Annotated in this window: 26 protein-coding genes; 9 read left to right on the top strand and 17 right to left on the bottom strand. The window is 69.5% G+C overall.

Going from position 1 to position 26,371, the window contains the following annotated elements; genetic code table 11:
- Window positions 1–4 precede the first annotated feature (4 nt).
- A complete protein-coding gene (gene arfB, locus E4P42_RS10660; RefSeq protein WP_135125932.1) occupies window positions 5–436 on the top strand; it encodes an alternative ribosome rescue aminoacyl-tRNA hydrolase ArfB in 432 nt (143 codons plus the stop codon).
- Between the two features lie 10 nt (window positions 437–446).
- On the opposite strand, the gene E4P42_RS10655 is transcribed toward arfB, so the two are convergent.
- Entirely contained in the window at window positions 447–1,379 is a 933-nt protein-coding gene (locus tag E4P42_RS10655) for a heme o synthase (RefSeq protein WP_135125930.1), read from the bottom strand.
- Between the two features lie 168 nt (window positions 1,380–1,547).
- On the opposite strand from E4P42_RS10655, the gene tkt reads away from it, so the two are divergent.
- From tkt to pgl, 5 genes are read left to right on the top strand one after another with little or no spacing between them, the layout of a single operon-like run.
- Complete coding sequence (gene tkt, locus E4P42_RS10650) at window positions 1,548–3,638, top strand: transketolase (RefSeq protein WP_135125928.1); 2,091 nt, start codon at window positions 1,548–1,550, stop codon at window positions 3,636–3,638.
- A gap of 28 nt (window positions 3,639–3,666) precedes the next feature.
- Complete coding sequence (gene tal / locus E4P42_RS10645; RefSeq protein ID WP_135125926.1) at window positions 3,667–4,785, top strand: transaldolase; 1,119 nt, start codon at window positions 3,667–3,669, stop codon at window positions 4,783–4,785.
- A gap of 39 nt (window positions 4,786–4,824) precedes the next feature.
- Window positions 4,825–6,351, top strand: a complete 1,527-nt coding sequence (gene zwf / locus E4P42_RS10640) for a glucose-6-phosphate dehydrogenase (RefSeq protein ID WP_135125924.1) — start codon at window positions 4,825–4,827, stop codon at window positions 6,349–6,351.
- Window positions 6,348–7,259 carry a glucose-6-phosphate dehydrogenase assembly protein OpcA gene (gene opcA, locus E4P42_RS10635; protein WP_135125922.1) on the top strand — a complete coding sequence of 304 codons (912 nt, stop codon included), beginning with the start codon at window positions 6,348–6,350 and terminating at the stop codon, window positions 7,257–7,259. The genes zwf and opcA overlap by 4 nt, the downstream gene beginning before the upstream one ends.
- A gap of 32 nt (window positions 7,260–7,291) precedes the next feature.
- A complete protein-coding gene (gene pgl, locus E4P42_RS10630; protein ID WP_135125920.1) occupies window positions 7,292–8,029 on the top strand; it encodes a 6-phosphogluconolactonase in 738 nt (245 codons plus the stop codon).
- Here pgl and E4P42_RS27580 read toward each other — a convergent pair.
- Complete coding sequence (locus tag E4P42_RS27580; RefSeq protein ID WP_256371148.1) at window positions 8,026–8,157, bottom strand: hypothetical protein; 132 nt, start codon at window positions 8,155–8,157, stop codon at window positions 8,026–8,028. The genes pgl and E4P42_RS27580 overlap by 4 nt on opposite strands.
- Window positions 8,158–8,215: 58 nt before the next feature.
- On the opposite strand from E4P42_RS27580, the gene E4P42_RS10625 reads away from it, so the two are divergent.
- Window positions 8,216–8,587 carry an ATPase gene (locus E4P42_RS10625; protein WP_135125918.1) on the top strand — a complete coding sequence of 124 codons (372 nt, stop codon included), beginning with the start codon at window positions 8,216–8,218 and terminating at the stop codon, window positions 8,585–8,587.
- A 1-nt stretch (window position 8,588) separates the two neighbouring features.
- Here E4P42_RS10625 and ppc read toward each other — a convergent pair whose 3' ends face one another.
- The 11 genes from ppc to uvrC form a co-directional block, all read right to left on the bottom strand.
- A complete protein-coding gene (ppc, locus tag E4P42_RS10620) occupies window positions 8,589–11,393 on the bottom strand; it encodes a phosphoenolpyruvate carboxylase (protein WP_135125916.1) in 2,805 nt (934 codons plus the stop codon).
- A gap of 50 nt (window positions 11,394–11,443) precedes the next feature.
- Window positions 11,444–11,614 (bottom strand): hypothetical protein, encoded by a 171-nt coding sequence (locus E4P42_RS26970; protein ID WP_167759442.1) that lies wholly within the window; start codon window positions 11,612–11,614, stop codon window positions 11,444–11,446.
- A gap of 51 nt (window positions 11,615–11,665) precedes the next feature.
- On the bottom strand, window positions 11,666–11,899 hold the full coding sequence (gene secG / locus E4P42_RS10615) for a preprotein translocase subunit SecG (RefSeq protein WP_135125914.1): 234 nt from the start codon (window positions 11,897–11,899) through the stop codon (window positions 11,666–11,668).
- Window positions 11,900–11,952: 53 nt separating this feature from the next.
- Window positions 11,953–12,738 carry a triose-phosphate isomerase gene (tpiA, locus tag E4P42_RS10610; RefSeq protein WP_135125912.1) on the bottom strand — a complete coding sequence of 262 codons (786 nt, stop codon included), beginning with the start codon at window positions 12,736–12,738 and terminating at the stop codon, window positions 11,953–11,955.
- 12 nt (window positions 12,739–12,750) lie between these two features.
- Window positions 12,751–13,965, bottom strand: coding sequence for a phosphoglycerate kinase (gene pgk, locus E4P42_RS10605; protein WP_135125910.1), 1,215 nt, complete (start codon window positions 13,963–13,965; stop codon window positions 12,751–12,753).
- Between the two features lie 6 nt (window positions 13,966–13,971).
- Entirely contained in the window at window positions 13,972–14,991 is a 1,020-nt protein-coding gene (gene gap, locus E4P42_RS10600) for a type I glyceraldehyde-3-phosphate dehydrogenase (protein ID WP_135125908.1), read from the bottom strand.
- Between the two features lie 77 nt (window positions 14,992–15,068).
- On the bottom strand, window positions 15,069–15,767 hold the full coding sequence (locus tag E4P42_RS10595) for an ABC transporter substrate-binding protein (protein ID WP_135125906.1): 699 nt from the start codon (window positions 15,765–15,767) through the stop codon (window positions 15,069–15,071).
- Between the two features lie 123 nt (window positions 15,768–15,890).
- A complete protein-coding gene (whiA, locus tag E4P42_RS10590; RefSeq protein ID WP_135126022.1) occupies window positions 15,891–16,868 on the bottom strand; it encodes a DNA-binding protein WhiA in 978 nt (325 codons plus the stop codon).
- Window positions 16,865–17,878, bottom strand: coding sequence for a uridine diphosphate-N-acetylglucosamine-binding protein YvcK (gene yvcK, locus E4P42_RS10585; RefSeq protein ID WP_135125904.1), 1,014 nt, complete (start codon window positions 17,876–17,878; stop codon window positions 16,865–16,867). Before yvcK ends, whiA begins: the two co-directional genes overlap by 4 nt.
- On the bottom strand, window positions 17,875–18,819 hold the full coding sequence (rapZ, locus tag E4P42_RS10580; protein WP_167759441.1) for an RNase adapter RapZ: 945 nt from the start codon (window positions 18,817–18,819) through the stop codon (window positions 17,875–17,877). Before rapZ ends, yvcK begins: the two co-directional genes overlap by 4 nt.
- A complete protein-coding gene (gene uvrC, locus E4P42_RS10575; protein ID WP_135125902.1) occupies window positions 18,816–20,831 on the bottom strand; it encodes an excinuclease ABC subunit UvrC in 2,016 nt (671 codons plus the stop codon). The genes rapZ and uvrC overlap by 4 nt, the downstream gene beginning before the upstream one ends.
- 88 nt (window positions 20,832–20,919) lie before the next feature.
- Between uvrC and E4P42_RS10570 the strand changes: the two genes are divergently transcribed.
- Both E4P42_RS10570 and E4P42_RS10565 read left to right on the top strand, forming a co-directional pair.
- Complete coding sequence (locus E4P42_RS10570; protein WP_245233969.1) at window positions 20,920–22,896, top strand: gamma-glutamyltransferase family protein; 1,977 nt, start codon at window positions 20,920–20,922, stop codon at window positions 22,894–22,896.
- Window positions 22,897–22,900: 4 nt separating this feature from the next.
- Window positions 22,901–23,377: a GNAT family N-acetyltransferase gene (locus E4P42_RS10565; protein WP_256371147.1), complete on the top strand. Its 477-nt coding sequence runs from the start codon at window positions 22,901–22,903 to the stop codon at window positions 23,375–23,377.
- Here E4P42_RS10565 and E4P42_RS10560 read toward each other — a convergent pair.
- From E4P42_RS10560 to E4P42_RS10545, 4 genes are all read right to left on the bottom strand, one after another.
- The gene (locus tag E4P42_RS10560) at window positions 23,363–23,809 is read right to left on the bottom strand and encodes a PH domain-containing protein (protein WP_135125900.1); all 447 of its coding nucleotides are present in this window, start codon (window positions 23,807–23,809) and stop codon (window positions 23,363–23,365) included. The genes E4P42_RS10565 and E4P42_RS10560 overlap by 15 nt on opposite strands.
- The gene (gene ribH / locus E4P42_RS10555) at window positions 23,806–24,285 is read right to left on the bottom strand and encodes a 6,7-dimethyl-8-ribityllumazine synthase (RefSeq protein ID WP_135125898.1); all 480 of its coding nucleotides are present in this window, start codon (window positions 24,283–24,285) and stop codon (window positions 23,806–23,808) included. Before ribH ends, E4P42_RS10560 begins: the two co-directional genes overlap by 4 nt.
- Window positions 24,282–25,598, bottom strand: a complete 1,317-nt coding sequence (locus E4P42_RS10550; protein WP_135125896.1) for a bifunctional 3,4-dihydroxy-2-butanone-4-phosphate synthase/GTP cyclohydrolase II — start codon at window positions 25,596–25,598, stop codon at window positions 24,282–24,284. The genes ribH and E4P42_RS10550 overlap by 4 nt, the downstream gene beginning before the upstream one ends.
- Window positions 25,599–25,685: 87 nt before the next feature.
- Window positions 25,686–26,285 carry a riboflavin synthase gene (locus tag E4P42_RS10545; RefSeq protein ID WP_135125894.1) on the bottom strand — a complete coding sequence of 200 codons (600 nt, stop codon included), beginning with the start codon at window positions 26,283–26,285 and terminating at the stop codon, window positions 25,686–25,688.
- Window positions 26,286–26,371: the final 86 nt, after the last annotated feature.

Here is a 26,371-nt window from a genome sequence, read left to right as displayed (position 1 = left end):
TGACGTGCAGACCGACCTCGTCGTCACACGGACGCTGGTGGTGCCGGCGTCGGAGTTGAGCGAGCGATTCTCCCGGTCCTCGGGTCCGGGCGGTCAGGGCGTCAACACCTCCGACAGTCGGGTCGAACTGTCCTTCGACGTGGCCCGCTCACCGGCGATCCCCCAGCATCTGAGGCACCGGATGCTGTGCCGGCTCGGCGGCCGGCTCACGGCCGGGGTGCTCACGGTGACCGCGAGTGAGTACCGCGCCCAGCTCCAGAACCGGGTGGCAGCCCGCGAGCGGATGGCCCGGCTGCTGCGCGATGCGGCGGCCGCTCCCCCGCCGGCCCGCCGTCCGACGCGGCCCACCCGCGGCTCGAAGGAACGCCGGATCGCCGAGAAGAAGCGCCGCGGCACCATCAAGCAGGGCCGCCGCGGCGGCTGGGACCGGAGCTAGGGCCGCGGGCTCAGAGTGGGAACAGCGTCGGCAGGGCCAGCGCGGAGTCCACGGCCAGCGCGCAGAACACCACGGCCAGGTAGTTGTTGGACTGCAGGAACAGCCGCAGCGGCTTCACCGGCTCACCGCGCTTGACGCCGCTGTAGAGCTGGTGGGCCATGACCAGGAACCAGGTGCCCGCCAGCAGCGCGACGGCCGCGTAGAGCCAGCCGGCGGCCAGCGCCAGCGCCAGCGTCGACAGCACGGTCAGCCAGGTGTAGATCAGGATCTGTCGCGTGACCTGCCGCTCGGTCGCGACCGCGGGCAGCATCGGCACACCGGCGGCCTTGTAGTCGTCCTTGTAGCGCATCGCCAGTGCCCAGGTGTGCGGCGGCGTCCAGAAGAAGATGATCGCGAACATCACCAGCGCGGGCCACTGAATGGTCCCGGTGACCGCCGACCAGCCGATCATCACCGGCATGCAGCCCGCCGCGCCGCCCCACACCACGTTCTGGGAGGTGCGGCGCTTGAGCAGCAGCGTGTAGACGAACACGTAGAACGCGATGGTGGCGACGGCCAGCAGACCCGACAGCAGGTTGCTGCTCACCCACAGCCAGAAGAACGATCCGACCGACAGCACCAGGCCGAAGATCAGGGCGTGGCGGGTCGGCACGGTGGCGCGGGCCAGCGGCCGCCGCGCGGTCCGCTTCATCACCTTGTCGATGTCGGCGTCGGCGACGCAGTTGAGCGTGTTGGCACCCGCGGCGGCCAGCATCCCGCCGACCAGCGTGTTGAGGATCAGCAGCGGATCGACGGTGCCGCGGTCGGCCAGCAGCATCGCCGGAATGGCCGTGACCAGCAGGAGTTCGATGACGCGCGGCTTGGTCAACGCGAGATAGGCCAACAACGTGGCGCGGATTCTGTTCGGCGCCCCATGGTTACGGTTGCGCTCGCGGATGCTCACGCAGGTAACTCCTCACAGGTGGCGTCGCGCAGACTTCTACTACAGACGATGGTAGACGGCGGCTCCCGCGAGATGAAACCTGGGTGACGCGGCCTGCACCTCGCGGCGTTCCAGCACTAGGGTGGTGGTGCGGATTTTCGATCCGGAACCACATATCTAGGAGCGCGCGTGACGACGACCGAAGAGATCTCTGCACTGACTCGCCCGAACCACCCGGACGACTGGACCGATCTGGATTCCACCGCGGTGGACACGGTCCGCGTGCTGGCAGCGGATGCGGTGCAGAAGGTCGGCAACGGCCACCCCGGCACGGCGATGAGCCTGGCGCCGCTGGCCTACACGCTGTTCCAGCGGCAGATGCGCCACGACCCGAGCGACGTCCACTGGCTGGGCCGGGACCGTTTCATCCTGTCCTGTGGGCACTCCAGCCTGACGCTGTACATCCAGCTGTACCTCGGCGGGTTCGGCCTCGAACTCGAAGACATCGAGTCGCTGCGCACGTTCAAGTCCAAGACGCCGGGGCATCCCGAGTTCCGCCACACCAAGGGTGTGGAGATCACCACCGGCCCGCTCGGGCAGGGCCTGGCCTCGGCGGTCGGCATGGCGATGGCCGCCCGCTACGAGCGCGGCCTGTTCGACCCCGACGCCGCGCCGGGAACCAGCCCGTTCGACCACTTCATCTATGTCATCGCCTCCGACGGCGACATCGAGGAGGGCGTCACCAGCGAGGCCAGCTCGCTGGCCGGCACCCAGCAGCTGGGCAACCTCATCGTGTTCTACGACCAGAACCAGATCTCGATCGAGCACGACACCAACATCGCGCTGAGCGAGAACGTGGCCGACCGTTACCGCGCGTACGGATGGCACGTGCAGGAGGTCGAGGGCGGCGAGAACGTCGTCGGGATCGAAGCCGCGATCGAAGAGGCCAAGAAGGTCACGGACCGGCCGTCGTTCATCTCGCTGCGCACGATCATCGGCTACCCGGCGCCGAACAAGATGAACACCGGTGGTGTGCACGGCTCCGCGCTGGGTGACGAGGAGGTGGCCGCCACCAAGAAGGTCCTGGGCTTCGACCCGGACAAGACGTTCGAGGTGCGTGACGAGGTCATCGAGCACACCCGCAAGCTGGTCGACCGTGGCCGTGAGGCGCACGAGAAGTGGCAGCCCGAGTTCGAGGCGTGGGCGCAGCGCGAGCCGGAGCGCAAGAAGCTGCTCGACCGGCTGACCGCCGAGGAACTGCCCGACGGCTGGGACGCCGACATCACGTACTGGGAGCCGGGCTCCAAGCCGCTGGCCACCCGAGCCGCGTTCGGGCAGGTGCTCAACGACGTGGCGCCGAAGCTGCCGGAGCTGTGGGGCGGTTCGGCCGACCTCGCCGGCAGCAACAACACCACGATCAAGGGGGTGAAGTCGTTCGGGCCGCCGAGCATCTCCACCGACGACTTCACCGCCGACTGGTACGGCCGGGTGCTGCACTTCGGCGTCCGCGAGCACGCGATGGGTTCGATCCTGTCGGGCATCGTGCTGCACGGGCCGACCCGCGCGTTCGGCGGCACGTTCCTGCAGTTCTCGGACTACATGCGGCCCGCCGTGCGTTTGGCCTCCTTGATGGACATCGACACCATCTACATCTGGACGCACGACTCGATCGGTCTCGGTGAGGACGGCCCCACCCACCAGCCGATCGAGCACCTGGCGGCGCTGCGGGCCATCCCGAACCTGTCGGTGGTGCGCCCGGGTGACCCCAACGAGACGGCCTACGCGTGGAAGAGCATCCTGGCGCGCGGCAACGGCAGCGGCCCGGTCGGGTTCATCCTCACCCGCCAGGGTATCCCGGTGCTGGAGGGCACCGACTCCGACGGCGTGGCCAAGGGCGGCTACGTGCTCGGCGGCGACAACGCGGCCGATGCGGACGTCATCATCATCGCGACCGGCTCGGAACTGCAATTGGCCGTGGAGGCCAAGGCGTTGTTGGCCGATAAGGACATCACCGCCGCGGTGGTGTCGATGCCGTGCGTGGAGTGGTTCGAGTCGCAACCCAAGGACTACCGCGACAGCGTGCTGCCCCCCACCGTCTCCGCGCGCGTCGCCGTGGAGGCCGCGGTCGCCCAGAGCTGGTACAAGCTCGTCGGCGACACCGGCGAGATCGTCTCCATCGAGCACTACGGGGAATCCGCCGACGACAAGACGCTGTTCCGCGAGTTCGGCTTCACCCCCGAGGCCGTGGCCGCCGCCGCGGAGCGCTCGATCGCCAACTGACTGCTTCACCTTCCCGGAAGGAATGACCATGGCACAGAACGAGAATCTCGCCGCACTGTCGGCGGCGGGGGTGTCCGTATGGCTGGACGACCTGTCGCGTGACCGCCTGCAGACCGGCAATCTGCAGGAGCTCATCGACACCCGCAGCATTGTCGGGGTGACCACGAACCCGTCGATCTTCCAGGCCGCCCTGTCCAAGGGCACCGCCTACGACGACCAGATCAAGGAACTCGCCGAGCGGGGCGCCGACGTCGACGCGACCATCCGCACCGTCACCACCGACGACGTGCGCAACGCCTGCGACGTGCTGGCCAAGACCTACGAGCAGTCCGGCGGGGTCGACGGCCGGGTGTCCATCGAGGTGGATCCGCGGCTGGCACACGACACCGACAAGACGATCCTGCAGGCCATCGAGCTGTGGAAGATCGTCGACCGGCCGAACCTGCTGATCAAGATCCCGGCGACCGAGGCCGGCCTGCCCGCGATCACCGCGGTCATCGCCGAAGGCATCTCGGTGAACGTCACGCTGATCTTCTCGGTCGAGCGGCACCGCGCGGTGATGGACGCCTACCTCGCCGGCCTGGAGAAGGCCAAGGAGGCCGGCCACGACCTGTCGAAGATCCACTCGGTGGCGTCGTTCTTCGTCTCCCGCGTCGACACCGAGATCGACAAGCGGCTCGAGAAGATCGGCTCGGACGAGGCGCTGGCGCTGCGCGGTCAGGCCGGTGTCGCCAACGCCCGGCTCGCGTACGCCGCGTACGAGGAGGTGTTCGTCGGCGGCGCCCGCTTCGAGGCGCTCAAGGGCGACGGGGCACGCGTGCAGCGGCCGCTGTGGGCGTCGACCGGGGTGAAGAACCCCGACTACTCCGACACCCTCTACGTCACCGAACTGGTGTCGCCGAACACGGTGAACACGATGCCGGAGAAGACCCTCGAGGCGGTCGCCGACCACGGGGTGATCACCGGTGACACGGTGACCGGACGCGCCGCCGAGTCCCAGGAGGTGTTCGACAAGCTCGACGCCGTGGGCATCGACGTGACCGACGTCTTCCTGGTGCTGGAGAACGAGGGCGTCGAGAAGTTCGAGAAGTCGTGGCAGGAGTTGATGGAGGCGACGCAGGGCCAGCTCGACGAGAAGAAGTCCTAGGTCCCGGCCGATGAGCGCTTGCGCGAAGAGCATTCAACGATGACCGAGTGGCGTAACCCGCTGCGGGACAAACGGGACAAGCGGATGCCCCGGATCGCGGGGCCCTGCAGTGTGGTCATCTTCGGCGTCACCGGTGATCTGGCGCGCAAGAAGCTCATGCCCGCCATCTACGACCTCGCCAACCGGGGTCTCCTGCCGCCGACGTTCTCGCTGGTCGGGTTCGCCCGGCGGGATTGGGCCGACGAGGACTTCAGCGAGGTCGTCTACGAGGCGGTCAAGCAGCACGCCCGCACTCCGTTTCGCCAAGAGGTCTGGGACCGGCTCTCGGAGGGAATCCGGTTCGTGCAGGGCACCTTCGACGACGACGCGGCGTTCGAGCAGCTGTCGGAGACACTGAGCAAGCTCGACGCCGAACGCGGCACCGGCGGCAATCACGCCTTCTACCTGTCGATTCCGCCGAAGGCGTTCCCGCAGGTGCTCGAGAAGCTCTCGAACACGGGCCTGGCCGAGAAGTCGGACGACCACTGGAGCCGGGTCGTCATCGAGAAGCCGTTCGGGCACGACCTGAAGAGCGCCGAGGAGCTCAACGCCATCGTCAACGACGTCTTCCCGGAGTCCTCGGTCTTCCGGATCGACCACTACCTCGGTAAGGAGACCGTCCAGAACATCCTCGCGCTGCGGTTCGCCAACGAACTGTTCGAGCCGGTGTGGAACTCGCACTACGTGGACAGCGTGCAGATCACGATGGCCGAGGACATCGGACTCGGTGGTCGCGGCGGCTACTACGACGGCGTCGGCGCAGCGCGCGACGTCATCCAGAACCACCTGCTGCAGCTGCTGGCGCTGACCGCCATGGAGGAACCCGTCAGCTTCTCCCCCGATGAGTTGCAGGCCGAGAAGATCAAGGTGCTGTCGGCCAGCAAGCTCGCCGAGCCACTGGATCAGACCACCTCCCGCGGTCAGTACACGGCGGGGTGGCAGGGCGGGGAGCGCGTCGTCGGACTCCTCGAGGAGGAGGGGTTCTCGTCGACCTCCACCACCGAGACGTTCGCGGCGATCACCGTAGATGTCGACACCCGCCGCTGGGCCGGTGTGCCGTTCTACCTGCGGACCGGAAAGCGTCTGGGCCGCAGGGTCACCGAGATCGCGCTGATCTTCAAGCGGGCGCCGCACCTGCCGTTCGATGCGACGATGACCGAGGAGCTGGGGCAGAACGCGCTGGTGATCCGGGTGCAACCCGACGAAGGCATCACGCTGCGGTTCGGGTCCAAGGTGCCGGGCAACCAGATGGAGGTCCGCGACGTCAGCATGGACTTCTCGTACGGTTCGGCGTTCGCCGAGGAGTCGCCCGAGGCGTATGAACGCTTGATCCTCGACGTCCTGCTGGGCGAGCCGTCCCTGTTCCCGGTGAACGAGGAGGTCGAGCTGGCCTGGAAGATCCTCGACCCCGCACTGGACTACTGGGCCTCCCACGGCAAGCCCGACCCGTACGAATCCGGCGGCTGGGGCCCGGACTCGGCGTTCGAGATGCTGCACCGGACCGGTCGCGAATGGAGGCGTCCGTGATCGTCGACCTGCCGGACACCAACACCGGTGCCATCAACAAGAAGATCCAGGCGCTGCGCGAGGAAGGCGGCGCGATCACCCTGGGCCGCGTGCTGACCCTGGTGATCGCTCCCAACACCGAGGCCGTCCTCGAGGAGTCCATCGATGCGGCCAACGCGGCGAGCCGCGAACACCCGTGTCGCGTCATCGTGGTCGCCCCCGGTGACCGCCGCGCCGAGAAGGCCCGGCTGGACGCCCAACTGCGGGTGGGCAGCGATGCCGGCGCCAACGAGGTCGTGGTGCTGCGCCTGTCGGGGCCGCTGGCCAACCACGCCAGCAGCGTGGTGATGCCGTTCCTGCTGCCCGACACCCCGGTGGTCACGTGGTGGCCGGACGTCGCTCCCGCGGTGCCCGCAGAGGATCCGCTGGGCCGGCTGGCGCTCCGCCGGATCACCGATGCCACCAACGGCGACGATCCGCTGGCCGCGATCAAGGGCCGGCTGCAGGGGTACACCCCGGGCGACACCGACCTGGCGTGGAGCCGGATCACCTACTGGCGGGCGCTGCTCACGTCGGCGGTGGACCAGCCGCCCCACGAGCCGATCAAGTCCGCGCTGGTGTCCGGGCTCGGCACCGAACCCGCCCTCGACGTCCTGGCGGGCTGGCTGGCCAGCCGCATCGACGGTCCCGTCCACCGCGCCGTCGGGGAGCTCAAGGTGGAACTGGTGCGGGACAGCGAGACCATCACGCTGAGTCGCCCGCAGAACGGCGTCACCGCGAAGATCACCCGCACCGCGAAGCCGGAAGCGCTGGTCCCATTGGCGCGCAGGGAGACTCGCGAGTGCCTGGCCGAGGACATGCGCCGCCTCGACGCCGACGAGATCTACTACGAGGCGCTGCAGGGGATCGAGAAGGTGCAGTACGTATGAGCGGTGGGCAGGAGCGAAGCGACCGGGGGGACATGGGAGTCTCCGTGCGCAGGTATCCCGACGTCGACGCGCTGGTCGCCGCGGTCGGCGACCGGTTGGCCGACGAGGTCGTGTCAGCGGTCGAGTCCCGCGGCACGGCGAACATCGTGCTGACCGGTGGCGGCACCGGCATCAAACTGCTCGAGCGGCTGGGTACGCACAGCGACCGTATCGACTGGTCGAAGGTGCACCTGTTCTTCGGTGACGAGCGCTATGTCGCCGAGGACGACGACGACCGCAACGACAAGCAGGCCCGCGCGGCACTGATCGACCGGGTCGACATCCCGGCGGCCAACGTGCACGCCATGCCGGCCGCCGACGGCGAGTTCGGCGACGACATCGACGCCGCCGCGCTGGCCTACGAACATGTGCTCGCCGGGCAGGCCGAAGGCGATGAGCCGACCCCGGTGTTCGACGTCCACCTGCTCGGGATGGGTCCGGAGGGACACATCAACTCGCTGTTCCCCCACACCCCCGCGGTGCGTGAGACCACGCGCATGGTCGTGGCGGTGACCGACTCCCCCAAACCGCCGCCGCAGCGAATCACGTTGACGCTGCCCGCGGTGGCGCGTTCACGGGAGGTCTGGTTGGTGGTGTCGGGCTCCGGTAAGGCCGAGGCGGTCGCTGCGGCCGTCGGCGGCGCCGCTGCCGACGACTGGCCGGCCGCGGGCGCGGTGGGCCGGGAGGCGACGGTGTTCTTCCTCGACGAGGACGCCGCCTCGAAGCTCTAGACGCCCTCGTCATCGGCGCCGTGGTCGGCCTGGGCGTCGGCGTATCCGGTGGCGTAGTCGACGATCCGGCGCACCATGTCACCGGTGGCGGGTGGTCTCGAGGGGTTCTCACACTGACTGTGTCGCACGCAGATCAGACGCCGGTCCGGCCTCCACGGTTCCCGGGTTCGGCGATAATGACTACCCATGGTGGACAGAAGCGGCCGCGGCACCCGTACCGGCGGCGAGCGGATCAGGAAGCTGGCGCAGGCGGCGCTGAACGCCGACGTGACGGTCGAACAGGTGGACACCATCCTGGAGGGCCTCAGCGACACGCTCGACGACCTCAACAACTCGACGGCGAATCTGGACGCCACGCTGGAGCGATTCAACGAGACCATCAACCAGATCAACGCACTGGCCCCGCGACTCAACGCGGTGGTCGACCGCATGGAGGGCATCGTCGACCGCGTCGAACGTCTCGTCGGGATGGGCGAGGCCGTGCTCGGCCCCCTGGCCGCCACCGAGAACGCGGTGCGCGGCGGAGTGAACGCCATGCGCCGGACGATCGGCCTGTAGCTCAGCCGCTGTTGCGCAGCGCGGTCGCCAAACCACTCATGGTCAGCAAGATGCCGCGCTGTACCAGTTCGTCGTCGTCACCGGAGCGGTAGCGCCGCAGCAGTTCGACCTGCAGGTGATTGAGCGGTTCCAGGTAGGGGAACCGGTTGAACACCGACCGGGCCAGCGCCGGGTTGTCGGCCAAGAGGTCCTCTTCCCCGGTGATCAGCCGGTACATCGCGATGGTGCGCTCGTGCTCGGCGGTGATCTTGTCGAACACCCGCCGCCGCAACGCCTCATCGTCGACCAGTTCGGCGTAGCGCGCGGCCAGGCCGAGGTCCGACTTCGCCAGCACCTGTGCCATGTTCGACAGCACCGTCCGGAAGAACGGCCAGCGGCGGTAGAGGTCCTGCAGCGTCGCCAGCCGGCTCTCGCCCTCGGCTTCCCCGTCGGCGATGTACTGCTCGAACGCGCTGCCGGTGCCGTACCAGCCGGGCAGCATGACCCGCGACTGGCTCCACGCCAGCACCCATGGGATCGCGCGCAGATCCGAGATGGAGGTGGTGGGCTTGCGCGACGCGGGTCTGCTGCCGATGTTGAGCGCGCCGATCTCGCTGACCGGCGTAGAGGCCTTGAAGTAGTCGACGAACCCTGGTGTCTCGTGCACCAGTTCGGCGTAGGCGCGTTGGGCGCGGAAGGCCAGGTCGTCGAGCACCTCGTAGGCCGGGCCCGCCGCGTCGCCCAGACCTTCGGTGTCGAGCAGCGTGCCCTCCAAGGTGGCGGCCACCAACGTTTCGAGATTGCGGTGGGCGATACGCGGTTCGGCGTACTTGGCGGCGATCACCTCGCCCTGTTCGGTCAGCCGCAGCGACCCGCGCACCGCGCCCGGCGGCTGGGCGAGAATCGCGTCGTAGCTGGGGCCGCCGCCGCGCCCCACCGTGCCGCCGCGACCGTGGAAGAGCCGCAACCGGATTCCGGTCTTGCGAGCCGACTCCACCAGGTCCAGTTCGGCGCGGTAGAGCGCCCAGTTGGCGGCGAGGTACCCGCCGTCCTTGTTGGAGTCCGAGTACCCGAGCATGACCTCCTGGCTGTCGCCGCGGGCGGTCACCATGGCGTGGTAGAGCGGGAGGTCGAGGGCGGCCTCGAGGATCGACGAGCCGCGCTGCAGGTCGTCGATGGTCTCGAACAACGGCACGATGCCGACCGGCGCGTACGGGTTACCGTCCGAAACGTCGAGCAGCCCGGCCTCTTTGAGCAAGATCGCGGCCTCGAGCAGGTCCGACACCGACTGGCACATCGAGATGATGTAGTTCGGCACCGCCTGAGGGCCGAACACCCGCACGGCGCGGGCGGCGGCCCGCACGATGCCGAGCTCCTTGTGCGCCAGCTCCGACAGCTCCGCGCCCACCGGGGTCAGCGGCCGGCGGGTGGCCAGCTCGGCGGTGAGCAGCTCGACGCGGTCCGCCTCGGGCAGCGAGGCGTAGTCGGGATGCACACCGGCCCAGGCCAGCAACTCGGCGATCACCTCTTCGTGCACATCGGAGTTCTGCCGCATGTCCAGCCCGGACAGGTGAAAGCCGAACACCCGCACGGCTTCCCGCAGCCGCGCCAACCGGTCGTCGGCCAGCACGGCGCTGCCGTGGCCGCGCAGCGAGGCGTCCACCACGTCGAGGTCGGCGAGCAGCTCGGCAGGCGTCGCGTAGCGGTCCAGGCCCAGGTCGAGCTCGTGTTCGGGTTGGCTGTCCAGGATCTCGGCCGCGGTCGCGGTCAGCCGTCCGTGGATGACCCGCAGCGCGCGCCGGTACGGTTCGTCGGCGCGCGCCGCCTCGTGGCAGGCGTCGGCCAGCGCGGCGAGCTCATCGGTGATCTGCACCAACCGCGCCGACATCGACAGCTCCTGTTGCAGCGCGGTCAGTTCCGTGAAGTAGTGCGCGAACGCCGTGAACGCGGCGCGGGAGGTGGCCAGTCGCACCACGTCCGCGGTGACGTTGGGGTTGCCGTCGCGGTCCCCGCCGATCCACGACCCGGGTCGCAGGATCGGTTCGGACAGCAGGTCGGCGTCGGGCCAGCGGCTCTGCAGCGCCTCCCGCACCTCGGCGTTGACCCGCGGGATGACCTCGAAGAAGGCGGCCGGATAGTAGCGCAGGCCGGTCTCGATCTCGTCCTGAATCTTCAGGCGGGACAGGCGGATCAGCGCCGTCTGCCACAGTGTGAGGATGTGCCTGCGCAATTCACGTTCGATGTCACGGCCGTCGCCGGTGGTGGTGGCGCCGTGTGCCCGCATCCGCATCAGCTCGGTGATGCGGTGCTGGGTGTCGAACACCGTGCGACGGCGGGTCTCGGTGGGGTGGGCGGTGATGACCGGGGAGACCAGGGCACCGGTCAGCGCCACCGCCACATCCTGCGCATCGAGCTGTGCGGAGTCGAGTTTGGCGTAGGTGGCGGCCAGGCTGCTGTTCTGCGGCGGCTCCCCCGCCGCGACGTGGATCGCGCGGCGCCGCTCCCGGTGGATGTCCTCGGCAACGTTGGCCAGTAGCGCGAAGTGGGTGAACGCCCGGATCACCGGGATCGCCGCACTGGCCTCGATACCGTCGAAGAGCCCGGCGAGTTCGCTGCGGTCGATCTCGGAGCGACGCACCCGAAAAGACTCCACCCGGGCGCGTTCGACGAGGTCGAACACCTCTTCCCCGTTGAGCTCACGGACCGTGTCGCCGAGGATGGCGCCGAGCAGGCGAATGTCCTCCCGCATCGGTTCGGTGGCCTCGCGCCCGACTCGGGTGCGGGTCACCGAACCGATGGGTTCCAGTGCTTCGGGAAGGTCAGCCATGCGTTCCAGTATCGGCGCAGCGCCGTTGCGGCGCATGGCGGGTGGGGTGGCTAGACGCCGGTGTCGGGCTTGTCGGCGCCGGTGATGTCGCGCTCGTGCTGGGCCCGGCGGGCCAATTCGTCGTCATCGAGCGGGTGCGGTTCCTTGGCGTGTTCGCGGTGGTCCGGGTGCACGTCTTCGGTGGGCACCATCACGTCGTTGAGGTTTTCTTCTCGAGCCATGGCTGTCGGTTACCCGCCGGCAAGGTGGGACAACCCGGAATGTGACCCGGCTCAGCCGAACTTGATCTGCAGTCCGACGCCGATGATCGACACGACCCAGATGCCGGTCACGAACAGCGTCAACCGGTCGAGGTTCTTCTCGACCACCGTGGATCCCGACAGGCTGGACTGCACGCCGCCACCGAACAGGGTCGACAGACCGCCACCCTTGGCGCGATGCAGCAGCACCAGGAGCACCACCAGAAGGCTGGTGACGATCAGCGTGATCTGCAGCGCGAGAATCATGGCGGCGAGTTTACAGGCCGCGCGCGCCGATCCGGGTTCCGGGTCGGGGCGGGTCAGGGCAGGGGGCCGCCCGCAGCGATCGCCGACAGGGTCGCGAACTGCTCACCGTCGAGTGAGGCACCGCCCACCAGCGCACCGTCGACGTCGCTCTGGGCGACGATCTCGCCGACGTTCTTGGCGTTCACCGAGCCCCCGTAGAGCACCCGCACGCCGGCCGCGGCGTGCGGGGACGACAGCGTGCCGAGCTCGTCGCGGATGGCCTTGCAGACCTCCTGCGCGTCGGCCGCGCCCGCGACGCGGCCGGTGCCGATGGCCCAGACCGGCTCGTAGGCGATCACGACCTGACCGAGCTGCTCGGCGGTCAACCCGGCCAGCGAGCCGCGCAGCGATTCGACGTTGTACTCGACGTGGTTGCCGGCCTCACGGACCTCCAGCTGCTCACCGATGCAGACGATCGGCGTCAGCCCGTGCTTGAACGCCGCGGCGGCCTTGGCGGCCACCAGCGCGTCGTCCTCGTGGTGGTAGGTGCGCCGCTCGGAGTGCCCGACGACGACGAACGAGCATCCGAGCTTGGCCAGGAAGGCGCCGCTGATCTCGCCGGTGTAGGCGCCCGAATCGTGCTGCGAGACGTCCTGCGCACCGTAGGTCAGGCGCAGCTTGTCGCCGTCGACCAGGGTTTGCACGCTACGCAGGTCGGTGAACGGCGGGATCACGGTCACATCGACCTTGTCGAAGTACTTCTCCGGCAGTGAGAACGCGATCTTCTGCACCAGCGCGATGGCCTCGAAGTGGTTGAGGTTCATCTTCCAATTGCCGGCGATCAGCGGTTTGCGGCTCAATTGCGGGGCCTTTCAGCTCTCGAGGACTTCGATGCCGGGCAACGTCTTGCCCTCCAGGTACTCCAGCGAGGCGCCGCCCCCGGTCGAGATGTGGGAGAAGCCGTCCTCGGCCAGGCCGAGCTGTCGCACGGCCGCGGCGCTGTCGCCGCCACCGACGACGCTGAACGCCCCCTTGCCGGTGGCGCCGATGATCGCCTCGGCCACCCCGCGGGTGCCCGCGGCGAACGCCGGGAACTCGAACACGCCCATCGGGCCGTTCCAGAACACCGTCTTGGCGTTCGACAGCAGCGCGGTGAACCGGCGCACCGATTCGGGTCCGATGTCCAGGCCCATCTTGTCGTCCGGAATTCGTTCCGCGGCAACGGTTTCGGGCTCGGCGTCGGCGGAGAACTCCGGCGCTACGACGATGTCGACGGGCAGGTGGATCACGTCGCCGTAGGTCTCGAGCAGCTCGCGGCAGGTGTCGATCATCTCCTCCTGCAGCAGCGACTTGCCCACCGGGACGCCCTGGGAGGCGAGGAAGGTGAAGCACATGCCGCCGCCGATGACGAGACTGTCGGCCTTGGTGGCCAGCGATTCGATGACCGCCAGCTTGTCGGAGACCTTGGACCCGCCGAGCACCACCGCGTACGGGCGGTCGGTGGAGCTGGTCAGCTGTTCGAGCACCTTGACCTCGGCGGCCACCAGCGTGCCGGCGTAGTGCGGCAGCAGTGTGGCGACGTCGTAGACCGAAGCCTGCTTGCGGTGCACCACACCGAACCCGTCGGAGACGAAGGCGCCGTCCTCACCGACCAGTTCGACGAGCTGGCGGGCCAGCGCCTGCCGCTGGCCGTCGTCCTTACTGGTCTCGCGCTCGTCGAAGCGGATGTTCTCCAGCAGCAGGATGTCCCCGTCGGTCAGCCCCTCGGAGCGCGCGAGCGCGTCGGTGCCGACCACGTCACCGGCCAGCTGCACGTGCCGGCCCAGCTGTTCGCCGAGCGCGGCCGCGACCGGCTTGAGCGAGAACTTCGGGTCCGGCCCACCCTTCGGCCGGCCGAGATGCGCCGTCACCACGACCTTGGCGCCAGCCTCGGCCAGCGCCTTCAGCGTGGGCACCGACGCGATGATGCGGCCCGGGTCGGTGATCGCACCGTCATCGTCGAGCGGGACGTTGAGGTCGGAGCGCACGAGCACGCCCCGGCCCGCGACGCCTTCGGACAGCAGATCGTCAAGCGTCTTGACGGCCATGACGGGTCAGAGCGACTTGCCGACGAGCGCGGTCAGGTCGACGAGGCGGTTGGAGTAGCCCCATTCGTTGTCGTACCAGGAGACGACCTTGACCTGGTTGTCGATCACCTTGGTCAGGCCCGAGTCGTACAGCGAGCTGTGCGGGTCGGTGACGATGTCGCTGGAGACGATCGGCGCGTCGTAGTACTTGAGGATGCCCTTGAGCGGGCCCTCCGCAGCGGCCGAGAACGCGGCGTTGATCTCGTCGACGCTCGCGGACTTCGAGACCTCGGCGGTCAGGTCGGTGACCGAACCCGTGGGGATCGGCACGCGCAGCGCGTAGCCGTCGAGCTTGCCCTTCAGCTCGGGCAGCACCAGGCCGATGGCCTTGGCGGCACCGGTGGAGGTGGGCACGATGTTGATGGCGGCGGCGCGGGCCCGGCGCAGATCCTTGTGCGGGCCGTCCTGCAGGTTCTGATCCTGCGTGTAGGCGTGGATCGTCGTCATCAGGCCCTTGACGATGCCGAACTCGTCGTTGAGGACCTTGGCCAGCGGGCCGAGGCAGTTCGTGGTGCACGAGGCGTTGGAGATGATGTTCTGGCTGCCGTCGTACTTGTCGTCGTTGACGCCGAGCACGATCGTGATGTCCTCGTCGCTGGCCGGCGCGGAGATGATGACCTTCTTGGCGCCCGCATCGAGGTGGCCCTGCGCCTTGTCGCGCTTGGTGAAGATGCCGGTGGACTCGACGACCACGTCGACGCCCAGGTCACCCCAGGGCAGCGCGGCCGGGCCCTCCTTGATCGACAGACCCTTCATCTTGTCGCCGCCGACGACGATCTCCTCGCCCTCGACGGTGACGTCGAACGGCAGCCGGCCCAGGATCGAGTCGAACTTCAGCAGATGCGCCAGGGTGGCGTTGTCGGTGAGGTCGTTGACCGCCACGATCTCGATGTCGGTGTTCTTACCCTCGGCCTTCTGCGCCGCCAGCGCGCGGAAGAAGTTACGTCCGATGCGGCCGAACCCGTTGACGCCTACCCGAATGGTCACGTGGTCTCCCCTGTCTTCCTCTGGTGCAGTGCTCGCCCGCCAGCCTAGTCATGGCCGTTCGGCTCCGCGCGGGCTGGTCAGTGCACGGCCAGGGTCTGGTCGGCGTAGGGATTGCCGAGCCATTTCCGGCGAATCTGCTGCAGCGTGCCGTCGTCCTCGAGTTCGGCCTGCGCCACGGTGATTCGGCTCAGCAGCTGCTGGTCGTGGCGGGCGACGGCGATCGCGATGTGTTCGGTGGACAGACCCTTCTGCACGACCTCCACCCCCTGGTGGGGTCTGACGAGCTCGGCGAGGACGGGGGCCAGGGCCATGACGGCGTCGCAGCGGCCGGCGCGGAGGTCGGCCAGCGCGGCACCCGTGTCGTCGTAGCGCCTGACGGTGGCCCGGCCCGCCAGTTGGTCGGCGGTGTCGCAGGCCGTGGACCCGCGCTGGACGCCGATGGTCAGGCCGTCGACATCGGCGATCCCGTGCACGTGCGGCAACCTCGCGGTGTCGACGGCGAGGGCCTGGCCGCTGATCAGATAGGGCGGGGCGAACGACACCTGCTGTTCTCGCATCGGTGTCACCGAGGCGCCGGCGGCGACGCAGGCGACGGTGCCGTCGGTCAGGGCGCCGAACACTCCGTCGGGGTCGGCGCCGTCGTACCGGATGAACTCCGCCGAGTCGCCGAGGTGGTCGGCGATCGCGGTCATCAGGTCGATGTCCAGTCCGGCGTCGCCGTCCATGCCGGTGAACGGCGGGTCCGGGAACACCGTCCCGACTCTGAGGGTGCCCATACCGCAGTGGTAGCCGCAAGTGGCCACGAGAAAACGCGGATCCTCGTCGATACCGCGCTCAGATCGTGGGAATCGCCGTTTCTGCGATCTGAGCGCAGTGTCAACGAGATTCGGCGGGCAGAGTCATGCGTCTTCGAGCAGGTCGGGTGTGACCGCGGATTCGGTGTCCGGGATGCCGTCCTGCTTGGCCTTGCGATCGGCCATCGACAGCAACCGCCGAATGCGGCCCGCCACAGCGTCTTTGGTCATCGGCGGATCGGCCAGCCGGCCCAGTTCCTCCAGCGAGGCCTGCCGGTGCTCCACCCGCAGCTTGCCCGCGGCGGCGAGATGATCGGGCACCGAGTCGCCCAGGATGTTCAGCGCCCGCTCAACCCGGGCGGCGGCGGCCACCGCCGCGCGCGCGGAGCGCCGGAGGTTGGCGTCGTCGAAGTTGGCCAGCCGGTTGGCGGTGGCACGCACCTCACGGCGCATCCGGCGCTCTTCCCAGGTCAGCCGGGTGTCCTGAGCTCCCATCCGGGTCAGCAGCGCACCGATGGCCTCCCCGTCACGCACCACCACCCGGTCGCTGCCGCGCACTTCCCGCGCCTTCGCGCTCACCCCGAGCCGGCGCGCCGCGCCCACGAGTGCCAGCGCCGCCTCCGGCCCCGGGCAGCTGACCTCCAGCGCCGACGACCGGCCGGGCTCGGTCAGCGACCCGTGCGCCAGGAAGGCGCCCCGCCACGCGGCCTCGGCGTCTCCCACGCTGCCGCCGACGACCTGGGCGGGCAGGCCCCGCACCGGGCGGCCGCGCAGATCGAGCAGCCCGGTCTGCCGCGCGAGTGCCTCGCCGTCCTTGGCGACCCGCACCACGTAACGGGTGCTCTTGCGAATCCCGCTGGCCGACAACATGTGTACGACGGCGTTGTAGCCGTACAGGTCGTAGATGTCCTTGCGCAACCGGCGGGCGATGATGCCGAGGTCGACCTCCGCCTCCACCACGACGCGTCCCGACACGATGTGCAGCCCGCCGGCGAAGCGCAGCAGCGACGCCACCTCGGCGCGCCGGGCGCTCACCGAGTTGACCACCAGCCGGCTCAGCTCGTCTTTGACCTCGGCTGTCATCGCCACGAGTCGTCACCTCTCGGTCGGTTCGGTGTGGGAGCGGGCGCTTGCGCGCGGTCCCCCGCCGTCCCCCGCACCCGGACGCCCTCCAACGCCGCGGCCAGTTTCGCCGGGTCATGTAAAGGTGTACCAGGTCGGCAGACGTCGGCGAACTCAACTCGAGCGCCGAGAATCGTCGCGGTCCGGCTGAGCTGTTCACGCTCCCGGTCGCTGGGAACCCGGCTCGCATCGACGATGATGTCGTGCACGGTGAAGTCCGGTGCGTGCTGGCTCAGCACGTGGATGTGCCGTTCGACCGAGAACCCGGCCGTCTCCCCTGGCTCGGCGGCCAGGTTGAGCACCAGCGCCCGCCGCGCCGTCGTCGCGCGCAGCGCCGCCGCCAGTTCGGGCACCAGCACATGGGGAATCACGCTGGTGAACCACGACCCCGGGCCCAAAACCACCAGATCGGCGGACATGATCGCGTCGACGGCCTGGCGGGTGGCCGGCGGACTGCCCGGCAGCAGCCGCACGCGGCGCACCTTGCCGACCGTGGTCGCGATCGCCACCTGGCCGCGGATCACCCGGCTCATCCGCGGATCGGACTCCAGGCCGGCCACGTCGGCCTCGATCTGCAGCGCGATCGGGCACATCGGCAGCACCCTGCCCTTGACCCCCAGCACGCGGCCCAGCTCGTCGAGCGCGGCGACCGGGTCGGCCAGCACCTCGGACAGTCCCGCCAGCATGAGATTGCCGATCGGATGCCCGGCCAGCGCCCCGCTGCCCCCGAACCGGTGCTGGATGATGGTGGCCCACAACCGCCCGTGCGGGCTGTCGGATGCCAACGCGGCCAACGCCATTCGCAGATCGCCCGGCGGCACCACGTCGAGTTCGGAGCGCAACCGGCCCGAGGAGCCGCCGTCGTCGGCGACCGTGACCACGGCGGTGATGTGCGGGCTGAGGCGACGCGCGGCCGACAGCGTGGCATACAGCCCGTGGCCGCCGCCGAGCGCGACGATGCGTGGGCTCATTCGCGACCCAGATCCCGGTGCAGCACCCGCACCGTGAGCTCGTCACCGCCTTGCAACCGCCCCGCCAGCGCCTCGGCCATCGCGACACTGCGGTGTTTGCCGCCGGTACACCCGATCGCGACGGTCATGTAGCGCTTCCCCTCCCGTCGGTATCCGTCGATCACGACGCCCAGGAGTCGATGGTAGGTGTCGAGGAACTCTTCGGCGCCCGGCTGACCCAGGACGTAATCCCGCACGTCAGGGTGCTGACCCGTGTGCGGGCGCAGTGCATCCACCCAGTGCGGATTGGGCAGGAATCGGACGTCCATCACGGTGTCGGCATCCATCGGCAGCCCGTACTTGTAACCGAACGACTCGACCGTCACGCTGGTGTGCGCCCTGGTCTCGCTGCCGAAGGCGCGTTCGATGCTCTCCCGCAGTGCGGGCACCGACAGTGTCGAGGTGTCGATGACCAGATCGGCCGACGCCCGCACCGGGGCGAGCAGCGTCCGCTCGCGCGCGATGCCCTCGGCCAGGGTCTGCCCGCCCTGCAGCGGGTGGCTGCGCCGGTTCTGCTCGTAGCGGCGCACCAGGATGTCGTCGCTGGCCTCCAGGAACAGCACCCGCGGCGTGATGTTGCGGGTGGCCAGGTCTTTTCGCACCCAGTCGAGGTCGCCGGTGAAGCCGCGCGACCGCACGTCCATCACCACGGCGAGCTGGGTGATGCGCGAGCCGGCGGCCAGGCCCAGCTCGACCATGCGGGCGATCAGCTCGGGCGGCAGGTTGTCGGCGACGTACCAGCCGAGGTCTTCGAGCACCTTGGCCGCCGTACCGCGCCCCGCGCCCGACAGCCCGGTGACCAGCACCACGTCGATCTCCGAGTGGGAGCTGCCGATGTCACCGCCGGTCCCGCCGTCGACCTGCCCACCCCGCAACTGCTCACTCATCCCTGACTCTGTCATCCCGATGCTCTGTGTCGATCATCCTCGATGACCGCTGCCGCCGCGTCCGATTCGGCCGGTGCGGCGGGTGCGGCCGGCTCCACCCCCAACGCTTCCAGAACCGCCCGGGCCGTCGCCACCCCGATCCCCGGCACCGCGGTGATGTCCTCGACCGACGCCTCCTTCAGACGCGCCACCGACCCGAAATGGGTGACCAGGGCCTTGCGCCGGTGCTCACCGAGCCCGCGCACCGAGTCCAGCGCCGACGCCGTCATCCGCTTGGATCGTTTGCTGCGGTGGTAGGCGATCGCGAAGCGGTGCGCTTCGTCCCGCACGCGCTGCAGCAGGTACAGGCCCTCGCTGTTGCGGGGCATGATCACCGGGTCGGGTTCGGCCGGGACCCACACCTCCTCGAGCCGCTTGGCCAGCCCGATCACCGCCACGTCGCTGATCCCGAGCTCGTCGAGCACCGCCTGCGCGGCGTTGACCTGCGGGGCGCCACCGTCGACGACATACAGGTTGGGCGGATAGGCGAACTTTCGGGAACGTCCTTCCGGAGACAGCTCGGTCGGATGCTGCATGTCGTGCAGGTGCCGGTAGAACCGGCGGCGGGTGACCTCGGCGATCGATGCGACGTCATCCGAGCGGCCCTCGCCCGCGGCCTCCCGGATCGCGTAGTGCCGGTAGTCCGACTTCCGCGGCAGCCCGTCCTCGAACACCACCAGCGAGGCCACCACGTCGGTGCCCTGCACATGGCTGATGTCGACGCATTCGATGCGCAGCGGCGCTTCGGCCAGGCCGAGCGCATCTTGGATGCTTTGCAGCGCAGCGCTTCTCGCGGTGAAGTCACCGGCCCGCTTGAGTTTGTGCTGGGCGAGCGCGTCCATGGCGTTGCGCTTGACCGTATCCGCGAGTGCCTTCTTGTCGCCGCGCTGCGCGACTCGCAGCGCCACCCGCGAGCCGCGCAGACCGCTCAGCCAGGTGGCCAGTTCGTCGGCGTTGTCGGGCAGGCACGGCACCAGCACCTGGCGCGGCACCGGGTTGGCCGCCTCGTCCCCGCCGCCGTCGCTCGCGCCGCCGAGTTCGGCCTGATCGCCGTAGAACTGGGTGAGGAACTGTTCGACCAGCTGCTCCTCACCGGATTCTCCTGGCTCACCGGACTTCTCGACCACCCAACCGCGCTGGCCGCGCACGCGGCCGCCACGGACGTGGAACACCTGTACGGCCGCTTCGAGCTCGTCGTCGGCGAACGCCACCACGTCCGCGTCGGTGCCGTCGCCGAACACGACGGCCTGCTTCTCCAGGGCACGTTTGAGTGCGCCGATGTCGTCGCGCAGCCGGGCCGCTCGCTCGAAGTCGAGCGCTTCGGCGGCCTCGGTCATCTGCAGTTCCATGTCGCGGGCCAGCCGGTCGGTCTTGCCCGCGAGGAAGTCGCAGAAGTCGAGGACGATTCTGCGGTGCTGTTCGGCGCTGACCCGGCCGACGCACGGCGCCGAGCACTTGTCGATGTACCCGAGCAGACACGGCCGGTCGATCTGGCTGTGACGCTTGAACACTCCGGCCGAACACGTCCGGGCCGGGAACACCCGGGTGAGCAGGTCCAGGGTCTCGCGGATCGCCCAGGCGTGGGAGTACGGCCCGAAGTAGCGCACCCCTTTGCGGCGCGGCCCCCGGTAGACCATGAGGCGGGGATATTCCTCGTTGAGGGTGACGGCCAGCACCGGGTAGGACTTGTCGTCGCGGTAGCGGATGTTGAACCGCGGATCGAACTCCTTGATCCAGTTGTACTCGAGCTGCAGCGCCTCGACCTCGGTGGTGACCACCGTCCACTCGACGCTGCCCGCAGCCATCACCATCTGCCGGGTCCGCGGGGCCAGCCCGGAGATGTCCGCGAAATAGGAGTTGAGCCGGCTGCGCAGGCTCTTGGCCTTGCCGACATAGATGACCCGGCCGTGCGGATCGCGGAACCGGTAGACGCCGGGCTGCACGGGAATCGACCCGGGCGCCGGCCGGTACGTCGCGGGATCGGGCACCTTCACAGGTTACTGCCGTGGGGCGACGCGTCCGTTCCAGGGACGAGACCTCGGGACAGGCGCCGCGTCGCTCCGCTAACGTCGAAGGGTGCGGATCCTGCTGTCGTCCCAGAAGCTGACCGCCCTGCTCGCGTGCTCCGTGCTGCTGGTGGCCGGCTGCTCCGGTGACGAACAGTCCACCTCGGCCCCACCGCCGCCGCCCTGCGAGATCGTGTCGAACGGCACTCCGGCGCCCAAGACGCCCGAGGCGCCCGCCGGCCCGGAGTCCGAGGACCTGGCCAACGAACCGGAGGTCGGCACCGGCTACCGCAAGGACATGACGCCGGTGCGCACCGCGCGCTACTCGGTGGCCACCGCCAACCCGCTGGCCACCCAGGCGGCGTGCCGGGTGCTGCGCGACGGCGGCACCGCGGCGGACGCGCTGATCACCGCGCAGGCCATGCTGGGGCTGGTCGAACCGCAGTCCTCGGGCGTCGGCGGCGGCGGCTTCCTGCTCTACTACGACGCCGCGTCCGGCGACGTGCAGGCCTACGACGGCCGCGAGGTCGCCCCGGCGGCGGCGACGGAGAACTACCTGCGCTGGATCAGCGACACCGACCGCGCCGAACCGCGCCCCGACGCCCGCGCGTCCGGACGCTCGATCGGGGTGCCCGGCATCGTGCGCATGCTCGGCGACGCCCACGCCGCCCACGGCAAGCAGCCGTGGCGGGACCTGTTCACCCCGGCGGTGACGCTGGCCGACGACGGCTTCGACGTCAGCCCGCGGCTGGCGAGCGCCATCGCCGACAGCCGCGACGACCTGCGGGTCGACCGCGCGGCCGCCGCGTACTTCCTCAACCCCGACGGCAGCCCCAAGCGGGCCGGTAGCCGCCTGACCAATCCGGCGTACGCGAAGACGTTGGGCGCCATCGCCTCCGCCGGCCCGGACGCCTTCTACACCGGCGCGATCGCCGAGGCGATCGTCGAAGCCGCCGCCGACACCTCCGGCGGCCGCACCCCCAGCCTGATGACGATGCAGGACCTCGCCGGCTACACCGCCAGGGTCCGCGAACCACTGTGCCGCCCGTACCGCGGCAAAGAAATCTGCGGGATGCCGCCGCCGTCGTCCGGCGGGATCGCGGTGCTGGCCACGCTCGGGATGCTGCAGCGGTTCCCCATGGGCGAACACGGGCCCGACGATCTCGACCGCAACGGCGGGCGGCCGGCGGTGATGGGTGTGCATCTGATCTCCGAAGCCGAACGGCTCGCCTACGCCGACCGCGACCGCTACGTCGCCGACACCGACTTCGTCCCGCTGCCCGGCGGCAACGCCGACGCCCTGCTGGCCGGCCCCTACCTCGCCGGACGCGCTGCACTGATCTCCGAGCAGCGCAGCATGGGCACCGCCAAGCCCGGCGAGTTCGGGCCGCCCGCCGCACCCGTCCCGCCCGTCCCCGAGCACGGCACCAGTCAGGTCAGCATCGTCGACTCCTACGGCAACGCCGCCTCACTGACCACGACCGTGGAGTCGCAGTTCGGGTCGTTCCACATGGTCGACGGATTCCTGCTCAACAACCAGCTCACCGACTTCGCCGCCGAACCGGCCGGACCCGACGGCGCCCCGGTGGCCAACCGCGTGCAGCCGGGCAAGCGGCCGCGCAGCACGATGGCGCCCACGCTGATCTTCGACGAACCGGCCGCCGGGGCGCCGAACACCCGTGGGCCGGTCTACGCGGTGGTGGGGTCGCCCGGCGGTGCGGTGATCATTCAGTTCGTCGTCAAAACGGTTGTCGGGTTGCTGGATTGGGGCCTGGACCCGCAGCAGGCCGCGGGAATGGTCGACTTCGGCGCCGACAACTCGCCGGAGACCAACGTCGGCGGGGAGCACCCCAACATCGACACCGCCGACAACGGCGACGAGGACCCGCTGGTCACCGGCCTGCGCAAGCTCGGCCACAAGGTCGACCTCGCCGATCAGTCCAGCGGGTTGTCGGTGATCGTGCGCGATCAGGCCGGCTGGATCGGTGGCGCCGACCCGCGTCGCGAGGGCATGGTCATGGGCGACTCCCGCCGGGCCCAGGGCTGACCCGGTGGCCGAGGATCGGGTGCCGGCAACGGTCACCCGGCTCACTGAGGCGGACTGGCGCGAGTTCGCGGCGCTGCGGATGCAGGCACTGGCCGAGGCACTGGGCACCGACGACCCGCAGTACCGCCAGGAGTCGTCGTTCACCGCGGCCCAGTGGCGCAGGCGGTTACGCGACCACGCGCAGTTCGCGGTGCTCGTCGACCGTCGTCCCGCCGGCCTGATCAGCGCCCACCGCCAGGATCCGGAGTCGGTGTACCTGTACTCGCTGTGGCTGGACCCGGCGGTGCGCGGGCACGGGCTGGCGCGTCCGCTGATCGAGGCGGCGGTGGCCTGGGCCCGCGATCAGCGCGTCACGACGGTGACGCTGCGGGTGGCCGCCGACAATGCCGTCGCGCGAGGGGTCTACGAGCGCGTGGGTTTCCGGGTCGCGGGCGCCACCGCGGGACCACGCCACGAACTGGCGATGTCACTGGGTGTGTGAGCGGTAGCGCGCCATCGCCGCGCGCACCTGCTGCATCGCCTCCACGGCGCGTTCCTTGTCGACGGCCTGAATGGCCATCAGCGGGACGTACTCGTCGTCAGGGAGGTCGACCCGCGCCCAGCGCGCGCCGACCGGGAACGATACGTCGACGACGTCGGACCAGGCGAAGATCCGTTCGTTCCAGAGGTTGCGGACCGCGAGCCCGCGGGCGCCGACCCGCAGCCGGGGCCGGGCGAACAACAGCACCACCCCGCCGATGATCACGCCGACCAGCGCGATCGCCACCTGGTCGGCGGTCTGGAAGATGACGCCGCTGGAGCCCACCTTGAGCAGCAGCCCGACCGTGACATGCGCCGCCACGATCACCGCCGCCGCCGCGTAGGCGAAGTACGGGGTCAGGCGCGGCCGCACCTCCACGTCCCAGTCACTCATCGCGATCCGCGCAGCCCCTGCAGCGTCAGCGCGGTCGAGAGGGCCGCTGCCGCGGCCTGGGCGCCCTTGTCCTCCGAGGAGGTCGGGAGGCCGGCGCGGTCGAACGCCTGCTCCTCCGTGTTGACCGTGAGCACCCCGTTGGCGACCGGGGTCGAGGCGTCCAGCGAGACGCGGGTCAGCCCCTGGGTGACGGCATCGCAGACGTAGTCGAAATGCGGTGTCTGCCCGCGGATCACCACGCCCAGCGCCACGACGGCGTCGTGGTCGGCCGCGAGCGCCTGGGCGATGACCGGAATCTCGATCGCCCCGAGCACCCGCACCACGGTGGGATCGGACACCTTGGCGTCGGCGGCGACCCGCATCGCCCCGTCGAGCAGTGCGTCGCAGACCGTCTCGTGCCACGTGCTGGCCACGATGCCCAGCTTGAGACCGGACCCGTCGATCTCCGGCAGATCGGGAACGCCGTGACCGCTCATCGGGCCCCGCCGGTGTCGGTGTGCCGGTCACCGAGCAGGTAGACGGCTTCGTCGTAGGTGTCCATGCTGGTCGCCTCGTCGTACTCGTCGAGCCCGACCAGGTCGTGGCCCATGCGGTCGCGCTTGGTCATCAGGTACCGGATGTTCTCGGCGTTGGCGCGCACCGGCAGCGGCACCCGCTCGATGATGTGCAGGCCGTACCCGTCCAGCCCAACCCGCTTGGCCGGGTTGTTGGTCAGCAGCCGCATCGACCGCACACCGAGGTCGACGAGGATCTGCGCGCCGATGCCGTAGTCCCTGGCGTCGGCGGGCAATCCGAGCTTGAGGTTGGCGTCGACGGTGTCGTCGCCGGCATCCTGCAGCTGATAGGCCTGCAGCTTGTGCATCAGGCCGATGCCGCGGCCCTCGTGGCCGCGCATGTAGAGCACGATGCCGCGGCCCTCGCGCGCCACCATCGCCATGGCGGCGTCGAGCTGCGGGCCACAGTCGCAGCGCCGCGACCCGAACACGTCGCCGGTCAGGCACTCCGAGTGCACGCGAACCAGCACGTCGTGGCCGTCGCCGTGCGGGCCGGCGATGTCGCCGCGCACCAGCGCGACGTGCTCGACGTCCTCGTACATGCTGGTGTAGCCGACCGCGCGGAATTCCCCGTGGCGGGTCGGGATGCGCGCCTCGGCGATGCGGGTGATGTGCTTCTCGTGCTTGCGCCGGTACTCGATCAGATCGGCGATCGAGATGAGCGCGAGGTCGTGCTCGTCGGCGAAGATCCGCAGTTCGTCGGTCTGCGCCATCGCGCCTTCGTCCTTCTGGCTGACGATCTCGCAGATGGTTCCGGCCGGCTGCAGTCCGGCCATGCGGGCCAGGTCGACGGCGGCCTCGGTGTGCCCGGGCCGGCGCAGCACACCGCCGTCCTTGGCGCGCAGCGGCACCACGTGCCCGGGCTTGGTGAACTCGTCGGCGGTGCTGGTCGGATCGGCCAGCAGGCGCATGGTGGTCGCCCGGTCGGATGCCGAGATCCCGGTTCCCACACCGTTCTTCGCGTCGACGGTCACGGTGTAGGCGGTACCGTGCTTGTCCTGGTTCACCGCGTACATCGGCAGCAGGCCCAGCCGGTCGCAGATCGGGCCGTCCAGCGGCACACACAGGTAGCCCGACGTGTAGCGCACCATGAAGGCGACCAGTTCGGGGGTGGCCTTCTCCGCGGCGAAGATGAGATCGCCTTCGTTCTCCCGGTCCTCGTCGTCGATCACGACCACGGCCTTACCGGCCGCGATGTCCGCGATCGCCCGTTCGACCGAATCGAGCCTGGTCATCGTTCGCCACCCTTGCCGGTTCCCGGTACGGAACCCTCGTTCTCGCCTTCAGTATGAACCACCGGAACCGGGCGATTATTGCCAGGACTACTCAACAGGCCTGCTCATCAGCCGTTCGACATACTTCGCGATCACGTCGACTTCCAGGTTCACCCGGGCGCCCACCGCGGCGGTCCCCAACGTCGTCAGTTCCCGGGTGGTGGGGATCAACGACACCTCGAACCAGTCATTTCCGAGCGCCGAGACGGTCAGCGACACCCCGTCGACGGTGATCGAGCCCTTCTCCACCACGTAGCGGGCCAACGCGGTCGGCAGCCCGATCCGGACCACCTCCCAATGCTCCGACGGTGTGCGCGCAATCACATGTCCGGTGCCGTCCACATGGCCCTGCACGATGTGTCCGCCCAGCCGGCTGTTGACCGCGGCCGCGCGTTCGAGATTGACGTGACCGCCCACCGCGACGGCGCCCAGGCTGGAGCGGTTGAGCGTCTCGCCCATCACATCCGCGGTGAACACCCCGCCGGGCATCAGCTCGACCACAGTCAGGCACACGCCGTTCACCGCGATCGAGTCGCCGTGGCCGGCGTCGGCGGTGACCACCGGTCCGCGGATCACGAAACGCGCGGCGTCGGAGAGCTCCTCCTTGCCGACGACTTCGCCCACCTCTTCGACGATTCCCGTGAACATCCGACCAGGTTAATCCCCCACGGCGCCCCGCTTCCGGGCGCTGGGCCGCGAGCGGGGGCGCAACCGCGTCGGCAACGACCTCTACG

Origin of the sequence: Mycobacterium sp. PS03-16 (assembly GCF_004570325.1) — a bacterium.
In the GTDB taxonomy this organism is placed as follows: Bacteria; Actinomycetota; Actinomycetes; order Mycobacteriales; family Mycobacteriaceae; genus Mycobacterium.
This window is presented reverse-complemented; position numbering and strand designations above follow the sequence as displayed.